11 protein-coding genes are annotated in these 11,593 nt (G+C 65.8%); 6 read left to right on the top strand and 5 right to left on the bottom strand.

The genetic code is table 11. From position 1 onward, the window contains the following. Positions 1–153 precede the first annotated feature (153 nt). Together C6A77_RS24420 and C6A77_RS24415 are read left to right on the top strand one after the other, a co-directional pair. Positions 154–786, top strand: coding sequence for a glutathione S-transferase family protein (locus tag C6A77_RS24420; protein ID WP_114171920.1), 633 nt, complete (start codon positions 154–156; stop codon positions 784–786). After that, positions 783–1,727, top strand: a complete 945-nt coding sequence (locus tag C6A77_RS24415; RefSeq protein ID WP_114171919.1) for a Nudix family hydrolase — start codon at positions 783–785, stop codon at positions 1,725–1,727. Before C6A77_RS24420 ends, C6A77_RS24415 begins: the two co-directional genes overlap by 4 nt. Before the next feature lie 162 nt (positions 1,728–1,889). Here C6A77_RS24415 and C6A77_RS24405 read toward each other — a convergent pair whose 3' ends face one another. Genes C6A77_RS24405 through C6A77_RS24395 form a run of 3 tightly spaced genes read right to left on the bottom strand, consistent with a single transcriptional unit; the run spans position 1,890 to position 5,443 of the window. After that, positions 1,890–2,456, bottom strand: a complete 567-nt coding sequence (locus C6A77_RS24405) for a cob(I)yrinic acid a,c-diamide adenosyltransferase (protein ID WP_114171918.1) — start codon at positions 2,454–2,456, stop codon at positions 1,890–1,892. 1 nt (position 2,457) lies between these two features. Beyond that, entirely contained in the window at positions 2,458–4,488 is a 2,031-nt protein-coding gene (locus C6A77_RS24400) for an ATP-binding protein (RefSeq protein ID WP_114171917.1), read from the bottom strand. Between the two features lie 37 nt (positions 4,489–4,525). Beyond that, entirely contained in the window at positions 4,526–5,443 is a 918-nt protein-coding gene (locus C6A77_RS24395; protein ID WP_114171916.1) for a putative 2-dehydropantoate 2-reductase, read from the bottom strand. Between the two features lie 100 nt (positions 5,444–5,543). Here C6A77_RS24395 and C6A77_RS24390 point away from each other — a divergent pair, with 100 nt between their 5' ends. The 3 genes from C6A77_RS24390 to C6A77_RS24380 all read left to right on the top strand — a co-directional run bounded on the left by C6A77_RS24390 (position 5,544) and on the right by C6A77_RS24380 (position 8,224). Further along, on the top strand, positions 5,544–6,029 hold the full coding sequence (locus C6A77_RS24390) for a YajQ family cyclic di-GMP-binding protein (protein WP_016713577.1): 486 nt from the start codon (positions 5,544–5,546) through the stop codon (positions 6,027–6,029). Positions 6,030–6,142: 113 nt separating this feature from the next. Then, positions 6,143–6,985, top strand: a complete 843-nt coding sequence (locus C6A77_RS24385; protein ID WP_114171915.1) for a mechanosensitive ion channel family protein — start codon at positions 6,143–6,145, stop codon at positions 6,983–6,985. A 21-nt stretch (positions 6,986–7,006) separates the two neighbouring features. Next, complete coding sequence (locus C6A77_RS24380) at positions 7,007–8,224, top strand: MFS transporter (RefSeq protein WP_114171914.1); 1,218 nt, start codon at positions 7,007–7,009, stop codon at positions 8,222–8,224. A gap of 132 nt (positions 8,225–8,356) precedes the next feature. Here the strand turns inward: C6A77_RS24380 and C6A77_RS24375 are convergent, their stop codons facing one another. Both C6A77_RS24375 and C6A77_RS24370 read right to left on the bottom strand, forming a co-directional pair. Next, complete coding sequence (locus C6A77_RS24375) at positions 8,357–9,904, bottom strand: AmpG family muropeptide MFS transporter (RefSeq protein WP_114171913.1); 1,548 nt, start codon at positions 9,902–9,904, stop codon at positions 8,357–8,359. Positions 9,905–9,947: 43 nt separating this feature from the next. After that, positions 9,948–10,301, bottom strand: coding sequence for an MGMT family protein (locus C6A77_RS24370; protein ID WP_114171912.1), 354 nt, complete (start codon positions 10,299–10,301; stop codon positions 9,948–9,950). Positions 10,302–10,453: 152 nt separating this feature from the next. Between C6A77_RS24370 and C6A77_RS24365 the strand changes: the two genes are divergently transcribed. Next, complete coding sequence (locus C6A77_RS24365; protein WP_114171911.1) at positions 10,454–11,464, top strand: DUF481 domain-containing protein; 1,011 nt, start codon at positions 10,454–10,456, stop codon at positions 11,462–11,464. Positions 11,465–11,593: the final 129 nt, after the last annotated feature.

Here is an 11,593-nt window from a genome sequence, read left to right as displayed (position 1 = left end):
CCCCCCCCCACCCCCCCCCGGTGGGTGGGGGCGGGGGGGGGGCCGGTGGCCCCCCCCCCCGCCCCCCCCCACCCCCCCTGAGGGGGGGGCGGGCCTTGGCGTCGCGATGGGCTGCAGAGCAGCCCCAAAATCCCCAAACGATGGAGCCGAACCATGAGCTATCACCTGATCATCGGCGACAAGCTGTATTCCTCCTGGTCGCTGCGCGGCGCCCTGGCCCTCGAACTGGCTGGCGTGCCCTACGAAGAAACCCTGATCAAACTCAACCAGCCTGATACCCGTCAGCGCATCCTGGCCTTCTCCGCCACCGGCAAGGTACCGCTGCTGAAAACCGAGCACGGTGTAATCGCCGACTCGCTGGCCATCGCCGAATACCTCAACGAACGCCACCCCGAGGCCCAGCTGTGGCCTGCCGACTTAGCGGCCCGGGCCCAGGCCCGTTCGGCCTGCGCGCAGATGCACAGCGGTTTCGTCGCCTTGCGCAGTGCCATGCCGTTCGACCTGTCGCGTGACCAGGCCCTGGACAGCGTACCGCTGGACGTACAGATCGACATCGACCGTATCGTCGCGCTGTGGTCCGAATGCCGCCTGGCGGCCAAGGACAGCGGCCCGTTCCTGTTCGGCAAGCCGAGCCTGGCCGATGCCTTCTTCACCCCGGTGGCCGTGCGCCTGCGCACCTACCGTGTGGAAGTGCCGGCCGAGGCGGCAGCCTATATCGAAACCATTTACCAGTGGCCGGCGTTCCAGGCCTGGCAGCAAGCTGGCCTGGCGGAGCGTGAAGGGTGAAGCGGATTCATGTGGTAGCCGCCGTCATTCGTGGTACTGACGGCCGTATTCTGATTGCACGCCGTGCCGATACCCAGCACCAGGGTGGCCTGTGGGAGTTCCCGGGCGGCAAGGTGGAGGAGGGCGAGGGCGTCGAAGCGGCGCTGGCCCGCGAGCTGCGCGAGGAGCTGGGCATCGAGGTGAGCCGGTCGCGTGCGCTGATCAAGGTCAGCCACGACTACCCGGACAAGCAGGTGCTGCTGGATGTGCGCGAAGTCGAGGCATTCACCGGCGAGCCGCATGGCGCCGAAGGGCAGCCGCTGCAATGGGTTGCCCCGCGCGACTTGCCGCAGTACGCGTTCCCCGAGGCCAACAAGCCGATCGTTGCGGCGGCGCGCCTGCCGGACCAGTACCTGATCACCCCGGATGGCCTGGAAGTGCCGCAGATGCTCAAGGGCATCCAGAAGGCGGTGGCCAGTGGCATTCGCCTGATCCAGTTGCGTGCCCCGGACATGTATGACCCCAAGTACCGCGATGTGGCGGTGGATGCGGTCGGCCTGTGCGCGGGCAAGGCCCAGCTGATGCTCAAGGGGCCGCTGGAGTGGCTGGGCGACTTCCCTTCGGCGGGTTGGCACCTGACCGCTGCGCAACTGCGCAAGTATGCCGCCAACGGCCGGCCGTTCCCCACGGAGCGCTGGCTGGCGGCGTCCTGCCACAACGCCGAAGAGCTGGCGCTGGCGGAACGGATGGGCGTGGATTTCGTCACCTTGTCGCCGGTGCAGGCGACCCAGACGCACCCCGAGGCTGTGCCGTTGGGTTGGGAGGAGGCGCAGCGGTTGATTGCCGGGTTCAGCAAGCCGGTGTACCTGCTGGGCGGGGTCGGGCCGGGTGAGCGCGAGCAGGCTTGGGAAGCCGGGGCACAGGGTGTGGCCGGGATTCGGGCGTTCTGGCCTGAGATTTGAGCCGCCTGTAATCGGGGCCGCTTTGCGGCCCATCGCCGGCCCGGCGCCCCCCCCCCGGCCCCCCCCCCCCCCCCCCCCCCCCCCCCCTCCCCCTGGGGGGGGGGGGGGTGGGGGGGGGGGGGGGCCCCCCCGGCGATGGGCTGCGCAGCAGCCCCAAAATTGTCAGCCCTCAGGCTTGGGAGCAGGCTGCCACAACACCTCAGCCACCCCCTGCCGCCGCCCGATGATCCGCGCCGCCACGAACAGCAGGTCGGAAAGCCGGTTGATATACGCCAACCCCACCCCCGCCAATGGCTCCAGCGCATTCAGCTGCTGGCAACGGCGCTCCGCACTGCGCGCCAGACTCCTGCACACATGCGCCTGCGCCACCAGCGCCGAACCACTGGGCAGTATGAAATTCTTCAGCGGCCCCAGCTCTTCGTTCCACACATCGATGGCCGCTTCCAGCCGCTCCACCTCCGCCTGGTTCAACGCCTGGTAACTGGGCATCGCCAGCTCACCGCCGAGGTCGAACAAGCGATGCTGACACGGCGCCAGCACCGTGCTCACTTCATCCAGCCCTTGTTCGGCCAGCCCGGCCAGCAGCACACCCAACTGGCTGTTCAGGCTGTCGACCTCGCCGATCGCCTCGATCCGTGGGTGGTCCTTGGGCACCCGGCGGCCGTCGCCCAGGCCGGTTTCGCCCTGGTCGCCGGTGCGGGTGTAAATCTTCGACAGGCGGTAGCCCATGTCATTTCTCCGTTTTCGCCGGCGTCGTCGCTGCTGGCTGGCCGAGGGGCAGGCGCAGGGTGAAGCAGGTGCCCTGGCCGGGCGTGGACTGCACCTCCATCTGCCCCTTGTGGTTGTTGGTGATGATGAAATACGAAACCGACAGACCCAGCCCGGTGCCCTGGCCGATTTCCTTGGTGGTGAAGAACGGCTCGAAGGTGCGTTTGCGCACCCCCTCGGGCATGCCGACGCCGTTGTCCTCGACCTGGATTTCCGCCCACGGCGGGTTCAGCCGCGTACGCAACGTGATGCGCCCGGGCTCGCTGGGCTGCGGCCGCTGGTGGATGGCCTGGGCGGCGTTTTTCAGCAGGTTGAGCAGCACCTGCTCCAGTTCGTTGGCGGTGCACGGCACCGGCCCCAGTTCAGGGTCGAACTGGCGCACGATGGCCTGGCCCTTGAAGTCGAAGCCGATGGCCAGGTCGAAGTCGTTGCCGGCAATCTCCAGCGCCTGGTCGATCAGCGCCGGCAGGTCGCAGGGTGCCAGTTGGCGGTTGCTGCGGCGGCTGAAGCTGAGCATGTGGGTGACGATCTTCGCCGCCCGGGCACCGGCCTGCTGGATGCCGTCGAGCAGTTGCGGTACTTCGCGGCTTTCCAGATAGCGGTTGACCGTAGGCAGGTCGATGCCCAGTTCTTCGGCCTGCTCCTGGTTGCGCGGCAACTCGGGCGACAGGCGCCGGCGGATGTTCTGCACGTTATGCAGGATCGCCCCCAGCGGGTTGTTGATTTCATGGGCCATGCCGGCGGCCAGGCCGCCGACCGAGAGCATCTTTTCCGACTGCACCATCATTTCTTCCAGCGACAGGCGCTGGGTAATGTCGTCGATACGGATGACCACGCCACGTCCGCCGCCACCGGTCAGCGGATAGAACGTCAGGGCATAGTGGCGCAGGTCGTCGCCCTTGGGCCAGGTCACCCGCTCGATCTTCGCCACCCGGTGCTTTTCCACGGTTTCCTTCAACTGCGGCAGGAACGGCTTGAGTGGCTCGAAGGCGATGAAGATCGGCTGGTTCAGCGCTTCGTCCAGGGGCGTGCCGGAAAGCACCGTGGCTTCGTGGTTCCACTGGGTCACGTAAAGCTGTTCGTCGAGGGCGATCAGCGCCGAGGGCATCGAGTCGATGATGCTGTTGAGGTAGTTCTGAAAACCCGTGAGCTTCTTCTCGATCTTGCTGCGGACCTGCACTTCCAGCTCCAGCTTGCGGTTGGTGTGGCGGGTTTCCTCGGCCAGGCCTTGGGCTTGGTCATAGGCCTCCTGGAACTCGTCGCGGGTACGCTTGAGCTGCTGTTCGCGGGCTTCGATGCGCGACAGCATGGTGTTGAAGGCATCGGCCAGGCTGCCGATTTCGTCGTCGTTGCCGCGCTGGGCACGCAGGGCATAGCTTTCTTCGCGGGTGACCTGACGGCTGAGTTCCTCGAGCTGGTTGATCGGTTGGGTGATCAGGCGTTTGATCTGCCGGGCAATCACGATCCACAGCAGGATGCTGAACACCAGGATGCCCAGGCTGGCGCTGAGGGTGCCGGTGTAGAACGCCGTGGGCAGCTCGCTGCTGGCTACCAGCAGCAGGTGTGCCGGCGGGTTGGCGTCACGTGGCATGCGGATCAGCTGGGTGCTGCGAAATTCCATCAGGCGCCAGCCATCGATGTCACGAAAGCGCTTGGGCAGGGCCAGCGGCTCGCCGTGCTGCAACTGCGCCAGCAGGCGGCCATCGCCGCCGTACACGGCAGCGGCACGCAACGGCGTGTAGCTGTCCAGTTCCTTGAGCAGGGCGCTGGCGGTATCCGCGCTGTCGCCGGCGCGCGCCGCCAGTTGCGGGTTGGACACCAGCCGGCCGATGGTGTGTAGCGCCTGCGGCGCCATGCTTTCCTGGGTAATCCAGTAGGCGGCGCTGATGAAGGTCAGGTTGGCCACCAGCAGGATGGTTACCAGCAATACCAGCAGGGCCGCCAGCAGCTTCTGCCCGACCGGGAGGTTTTCCAGGCGTTGGCGCAAGGTCATGGGCTAGGCAATGTCCTTATCCGTTCAAAGGGCCGCGTCAGTCGCAGGGCAAACCGCGTACGCGCAGGCTATCGACCAGGCGCTGCAGCAGGCGTTCCAGCCTTGGCAATTGCAGGCCATGACGGCCAGCGGCGCGGCAGGCGTGGCCAAGCAGATAATGCACCTCGGTGCGCCGGCCGGCACGTACATCCTGGTACATGGAAGAGTAGTTGGCCGCTGTGGCGAGGATCACCCGCTGGACTTCTGCGTCCAGTTCGTGGGCCGCTTCTGGCTGGCCGCACTGGCGCAGCAACCGGGCCAGTTCGGCGCACAGGGCCTCCACTTCGTCCAGGTGCCCCAGCAGCCCGCCATTCTGGCAATCGTGCAGCACGGTCAGCGGGTTGATGGCGCAGTTGAGCGCTAGCTTGCGCCACAGGCGGGTAAGGATATCCAGCGACCATTCGGCGGGGATGCCAGCCTGCTGCAAGTCATCGAACCAGGCCGGGAGCGCAGGGTTGCCTGGGTCGCCCAGCCAGTTGTAGCCGTGGCCGGCAAAACGCACCTGCCATTCACCGTCGCGGAACGCCCCTTCGGTACTGGAAGTGAAAATGCAGCGCGCGCGCGGCACCAGGTCGGCGACTTCGTCCTGGCTGCCCAGGCCGTTCTGCAGCAGCAGCACTTCGGCGCCTTCGACCAGGCGCGGCGCCACGCTGGCGATGGCCGGCGCGGCGTCGTAGGCCTTGCAGGCCAGCAGCAGGCGGTGGATCGGCCCACGCGCCTGCGCGGTTTCGGCGGGGATGGCGTAGTGCCGGGGCTGGTCCTGTTCGACCAGGGTCAGGCCACCGACCTGCTGGTAGGCCTGCAGCCGTTGCCCGTCACGCAGGATCAGGCGCACCGCCTTGCCCGCGCGCGCCAGGCGGCAGGCCCACAGGCTGCCCAGGCTTCCGGCGCCGAGAATATGCCAGGTGCTGCTCATATGCGTTTCGCAACCCGTTATAATGAGCCCGCATTTTAACCGTCAAACCCAGCGCGCTCCATCTTCAGCCCGAGCGCGCTTTTATTTTGGGAGAACAACCATGCCTTCGTTCGACGTGGTATCGGAACTGGACAAGCACGAAGTGCAGAACGCGGTCGACAACGCCATCAAGGACCTGGACCGCCGCTACGACCTCAAGGGCAAGGGCACCTTCGAGTTCAAGGACAAAGAGCAGACCGTGATGCTCACCGCCGAGGAAGAATTCCAGCTCGAAGCCATGCTGGAAATCCTGCGCCTGGCGCTGGTCAAGCGCAAGATCGATGTGAAGTGCCTGGAAACCAAGGACCCCTACGCCTCGGGCAAGGAAAAGAAACAGGAAGCCAAGTTCCGCGAAGGCATCGACAAGGACCTGGCGAAGAAGATCGTCGCCACCATCAAGGATGGCAAGCTGAAAGTGCAGGCCGCCATCCAGGGCGAGCAGGTGCGCGTCACCGGCAAGAAGCGTGACGACCTGCAGGAAGCCATTGCCTTGCTGCGCACCAAGGAATTCGACATGCCGCTGCAGTTCAACAACTTCCGCGACTGATACGCTGCGACCCGGAACCCAGGTGGCGAAATGATGTCCATGGGGGCCGGGGCTGTGCGCTGATGCGCAGCCTGTTCTACCGTGTACTTGCCGCTCGGCATCAGGAGATGAATATGGATTTGAACGCTGAAGTCGATCAGCTGGTCCGCCAATCGCAAACCTGGATCCCCTTGATCATGGAATACGGCAGCCGTGTGCTGCTGGCGCTGCTGACCCTGGCGGTCGGCTGGTGGGTCGTCAACAAGGTCAGCGCGCGCCTGGGCAAGCTGGTTGGCCTGCGCAACGCCGACCTGGCGCTGCAAGGCTTCATCAGCACGTTGGCAAACATCGTGTTGAAGGTGCTGCTGTTCGTCAGCGTGGCGTCGATGATCGGTATCGAGACCACCTCGTTCGTGGCCGCCATCGGTGCCGCCGGCCTGGCCATCGGCCTGGCCTTGCAGGGCAGCCTGGCGAACTTCGCCGGGGGCGTGCTGATCCTGATGTTCCGCCCGTTCCGCATCGGTGACTGGATCGAGGCGCAAGGCGTGGCCGGTACCGTCGACAGCATCCAGATCTTCCACACCGTGCTGCGCACCGGTGACAACAAGACCGTGATCATGCCCAACGGCAGCCTGTCCAACGGCATCATCACCAATACCAACCGCCAGCCTACGCGCAAGGTGGTGTTCGATGTCGGCGTGGACTACGAGGCCGACCTGCAGAAAGCCCGCAACGTGTTGCTGGAGCTGGCGCAGGACCCGCGTGTGCTGCCTGACCCGGCGCCGCAGGCGGTGGTAGCGACCCTGGGCGACAGCTCGATCACCGTTTCGCTGCGCCTGTGGACCCGGACCGAAGACTATTGGGACGTGATGTTCATGCTCAACGAGCATGCGCGTGACCGGTTGAAGGCTGAAGGGATCGACATCCCGTTCCCGCAGCGGGTGATTCGCCTGGTGCAGGAAACCGCAGCGCAGTAACACCGTGTAAAGCCGGGGCCGCTGCGCGCCTTGCTGTTCGGCCTCACCCTGGCCCTGTTCGAGCTGCTCACCTACCTGGCCAGTGACGCCGTCATGCCGGCCATGCCGGTGGTGGTCGGCGACCTCGACGCCAGCCCCGAATACATCCCTCACGCCCTCAACCTGTACCTGCTCGGTGGTGTGGTGCTGCAATGGCTGATCGGCCCGCTGGCCGACCGCTATGGCAGGCGACCGCTGCTGCTGACAGGTTGCGCGTTCTTCGGCTTGGCCTGCCTGGCCACCTTCTGGGCCCATGACATCGGCCTGTTCAACCTGTTGCGCCTGCTGCAGGGCATCGGCCTGGGCTTCGTGGTCACGGTCAGCTACCCGGCCCTCAACGAAGCCTTCAGCGAGGCCGACGCGGTGCGCATGATGGCCCTGTTGGCCAACATTGCCTTGCTCTCGCCCTTGCTCGGGCCGCTGGTCGGTACCTTGCTGCTGCAGTGGCTGGACTGGCGCTGGCTGTTCGTGGCCTTTGCCGCCGGCGCGGTGGTGGCCTGGCTGCTGCTGTACCGGTTGATGCCGGAAACCTTGGGGGTAGAGCGCCGCGACGGCTCGCGCCTGGCCTTTACCCCGATTCACCTGCTGCCGCTGCTGGCCGGTTATGGCCAGCTGCTAGGCAACCGCCGCTTCGTTGCCGGCAGCGCGGCCCTGGGCCTGGTCGGTCTGCCGCTGATTGGCTGGATCGGCCTGTCGCCGGTGCTGCTGATCCATGACGAAGGCCTGAGCACCCTGGCATACGCCTTGTGGCAACTGCCGGTGTTCGGCGGGCTGATCCTCGGCAACCTGATCATCAACCGCATCGCCGAGCGCTACCCGCTGGCGGCGCTGGTGCGGGGGGCGTTGTGGCCGTATCTGGCCGGCTTGTGCCTGATGGTGCTGGCAACCTGGTACTGGCCGAGCGTGACCAGCGTGGTGGCGGGCATGTCGCTGTACGCGTTGGGGCTGGGCGTGGCCAACGCGGTGCTGTACCGCATGACGCTGTTCGCCAGCGAGCAGAGCAAGGGCCTGGTCTCGGCCATGCTGGGCATGATCACCATTGCCTTGCTGGGGCTGGGTGGGGCGGTGCTGGCGATGATCGGTGCCGGCGCCAGCTTGCTGCACTTTGCCCTGGCGGCAGGAGTGGCGGGGGCGTTGGCGCTGTGGCCGCTGTGGTTCGTGGTGGGCGGGCGGCCTGGTGAGGGGGCTGTTGCTCAGTAAACTTTATTGCCTGTACCGGCCTCTTCGCGGGTAAACCCGCTCCCACAGGTACAGCACTGCCCTCGAGAGCTGTGCAGTCCCTGTGGGAGCGGGTTTACCCGCGAAGAGGCCAGTGCAGGCAATACAAATCTGTCAGGGCCGTTCGGCCGCCGAGCCTTGCGCTGCCACCGGCTTGCCCGGCCCAGCCTCCTGGCGCCACTGCAGGGCAATCAGGATCAAGGTCGGCACGCCCAGCAGGGCAGTGATCAGGAAGAAGTCGTGGTAACCGAACTTCTCCACCATGACCCCCGAATACCCGCCGATCAGCCTTGGCAACAACAGCATGATCGAGCTGAGCAAGGCGTACTGGGTCGCCGAGAACTTCAGGTTGGTCAGGCTCGACAGGTAGGCGACGAAAGCCGAGGTGGCCATGCCGGAGCTGAAGTTGTCCAGCGAGATGGTCACCACCAGCATCTGCAGGTTCGGGCCCATGTCGGCCAGCATCAGGAACAGGATGTTGGTACCCGCCGAGGCCACCCCGCCGATGAACAGGATCGGCAGGATGCCGAAGCGCACGATCAGCAAACCACCAATCCCGGCGCCGACCAGGGTCATGATCAGGCCGAAGATCTTGCTGACGCTGGCGATCTGGTCCTTGGTGAAGCCCATGTCGATGTAGAACACGTTGGCCATCACGCCCATCACCGTGTCCGACATGCGATAGGTGGCGATCAGGCCGAGCAGCAGCAGTGCCTGCCAGCGGTAGCGGGCGATGAAGTCGTTGACCGGGGTAAGCACCGGGGCCAGGCCGCGACGCCCCAGGCCCGACAGGCACGCCCAGGTCAGCAGCACATACAGGATCAGGCGCAGGAAGGCGCGGTCTTCCAGCAGCAGGTCCAGTGGTGTGGCATCGCCAGAAATCACGCTCGACCAGCCGGTATTGAACATCTGGGTGAAGCTGGCCGGTACCGACACCAGCAGGATGATCAGCACGAACACCGAAGCCAACTGATGCACCAGCCCATAGCGGGCTGCCGACAACTGGGTGCGCAGGGGCACGGGCGGCTCGCGCATGATCAGGGTGGTGAACACGGCAGGCAGCATCATCACGGCGAACATGACGTAGGTGCCGGCCCAGGCCTTGTGCAGGTAGCTGAAGCCGGTGGAGCCGAACCACTCGGCGAAGAACAGTGCGCCCGCGGTGGCGAGCAGGGCTGCCACCCGGTAGCCGGCCATGTAGCTGGCGGCGAGCGCGGCCTGGCGCTGGTCGTCTGCGATTTCCAGGCGGTAGGCATCGACGGCGATGTCCTGGGTGGCCGAAGCGAAGGCCACCAGCACCGCCAGGGCGATCAGCCATGACAAGTGCTGTTGCGGGTCGCACAGGCTCATGCCGACCAGCCCGATCACCACCAGCGCCTGAGACAGCAGCAGCCACGAACGCCGGCGCCCCAGGCCACCGAGCAGCGGCAGGCGCCATTGGTCGAGCAGTGGTGACCACACCCACTTGAAGGCGTAGGCCAGGCCGATCAGGCTGGCGTAACCAATGGTCTCGCGGGCCACGCCCGCTTCGCGCAACCACACCGAAAGGGTGGAGAACACCAGCATGTAAGGCAGACCGGCGGCGAAACCGAGCAGCAAAAGTACCAAGGTTGACGGGCTGGCATAGGCAGCAAGCGCAGCGCGCCAGGTTTTACGGGGCATGGGCCAACATCTGCCTCAAGTTTGCGAAAACAAAGCGCGCACTCTAACCGCTGTGCTCCATCGGGCGCCAGCCATGGCGCGTCATATCCACACGATTGTTGGTTACATTCACACCCTCCGCGCGCAGTCGCGCCCGTTGTTCATCCCCCGACGGGGTACCCAGGGCCAGGCTCAGCCGGCCGCCCGCGCCAAGCACCCGGTGCCAGGGCAGGCGGCTGTCCGGCGGCAACTGCCCAAGGGTGCGCCCGACCCAGCGCGCCGCACGCCCAAGCCCCGCCAGCTCGGCCAGTTGCCCATAGCTCACGACCTTGCCAGCTGGCACCTGACCCAGTACCGAATAGAGTGCCGTTCGTCGGCCCTCGGCAGAATCGAGGGCGTGCTCGTATCCATCAGACATCGCGCCCCCCTTGGGCTGCAGATGAAACCGGACCGGTGGTCCGGCAAATGAGCGTTGAACTCGACGGCGGGTGCCCGGTCTGTCCTTGCTCTGGTCGTCGGTATCTGGATAATGCCCGGCTTTTTTCGTCAAATCGAACCCGTAGTCCGCTTATGAATACTAGATCGTTGTTGTGCCTGCTAGCTGCCTCCCTGTGCGCCGCCCCGGTGTTCGCCGACACCGTGTGGATGAAGAACGGGGACCGGCTCAGTGGCAAGATCAAGGTTTTCGACGGTGGCAAGCTGCTGCTGGAAACCCCCTATGGCGGTTCCATCGCGCTGGACTGGAAAGAGGTCCAGACCCTGGAGAGCGACCAGGAGCTGTTGGTCAAGCAGGACGCCTACAGCGGCGAGAAGGCCAAGTCGTTGAAGGCCGCCGAACCTGGCAAGGTCACCCTGGCCAATGGCGAGGCGCCGAAGACCGTGGAGTTGGCCAGCATCGAGCAGATCATGAAGCCCAAGCCATTGGTCGAGGACTTCGTGTGGAAGGGCAACGTCGATGTGGCGCTGGATTACAAGCGCGCCGAGAACGACACCGACGACTACGATGTCGGCTTCAAGACCAGCGCCCGCCACGGCCGCTGGCGGCACAATGCCGAAGGCGAATACAACCGCGAGACCAAGGACGACGTCACCACCACCGACAACTGGAGTGCCGAGTACGCCCTGGACCGCTTCCTCACCGAGAAGTGGTTCTGGCAGGGGCGCATGGAGTACAAGCGCGACCGCGTCGAAGACCTGGCCCGCCAGCGCACCGTGGGTACCGGCCCGGGTTATCAGTTCTGGGACGACGAACTGGGGGCGTTCTCGCTGGGTTCGCTGATCAACCGCACCGACTTCGAGTACCAGGATGGCGCCAAGGACAACTTCTATTCGGCAGCGATCAAGTGGGACTACACCCGCTACCTGATCGGCAAGAACGTGCAGCTGTTCACCAATGGCGAATTCGCCAAGCCGCTGGGGGGCGTGGCCGACTACGCGCTGGATGCAGAGGTTGGCCTGCGCTACAAGGTCACCGAATGGGCCTCGCTCAACCTCAAGGCGGAGAAGGACATCATCACCGGTACGCGTGAGAGCGACCTGGACAAGACCCGCTATACCGCAGGCTTCGGCGTCACCTGGTAGATCCCAGGGCCGCCTTGCGGCCCATCGCCGGGGGGCCCCCCCCCCCCCCGGGCGGGGGGGGGGGGGGGGGGGGGGGGGGGCGGGGGGGGGGGGGAGGGGGCGGGGGGGGGGGGGCCCCCGCCCCCAGCC

Origin of the sequence: Pseudomonas sp. AFG_SD02_1510_Pfu_092 (assembly GCF_003331055.1) — a bacterium.
GTDB lineage: Bacteria > Pseudomonadota > Gammaproteobacteria > Pseudomonadales > Pseudomonadaceae > Aquipseudomonas.
This window is presented reverse-complemented; position numbering and strand designations above follow the sequence as displayed.

What these genes read in the sequence shown, in the direction of transcription:
- C6A77_RS24420 (WP_114171920.1), top strand. Translation starts at nt 154, where the DNA reads ATGAGCTATCACCTGATCATCGGCGACAAGCTGTATTCCTCCTGGTCG.
- C6A77_RS24400 (WP_114171917.1), bottom strand. Translation starts at nt 4,488, where the DNA reads ATGACCTTGCGCCAACGCCTGGAAAACCTCCCGGTCGGGCAGAAGCTG.
- C6A77_RS24390 (WP_016713577.1), top strand. Translation starts at nt 5,544, where the DNA reads ATGCCTTCGTTCGACGTGGTATCGGAACTGGACAAGCACGAAGTGCAG.
- C6A77_RS24365 (WP_114171911.1), top strand. Translation starts at nt 10,454, where the DNA reads ATGAATACTAGATCGTTGTTGTGCCTGCTAGCTGCCTCCCTGTGCGCC.
- C6A77_RS24385 (WP_114171915.1), top strand. Translation starts at nt 6,143, where the DNA reads ATGGATTTGAACGCTGAAGTCGATCAGCTGGTCCGCCAATCGCAAACC.
- C6A77_RS24395 (WP_114171916.1), bottom strand. Translation starts at nt 5,443, where the DNA reads ATGAGCAGCACCTGGCATATTCTCGGCGCCGGAAGCCTGGGCAGCCTG.
- C6A77_RS24370 (WP_114171912.1), bottom strand. Translation starts at nt 10,301, where the DNA reads ATGTCTGATGGATACGAGCACGCCCTCGATTCTGCCGAGGGCCGACGA.
- C6A77_RS24405 (WP_114171918.1), bottom strand. Translation starts at nt 2,456, where the DNA reads ATGGGCTACCGCCTGTCGAAGATTTACACCCGCACCGGCGACCAGGGC.
- C6A77_RS24375 (WP_114171913.1), bottom strand. Translation starts at nt 9,904, where the DNA reads ATGCCCCGTAAAACCTGGCGCGCTGCGCTTGCTGCCTATGCCAGCCCG.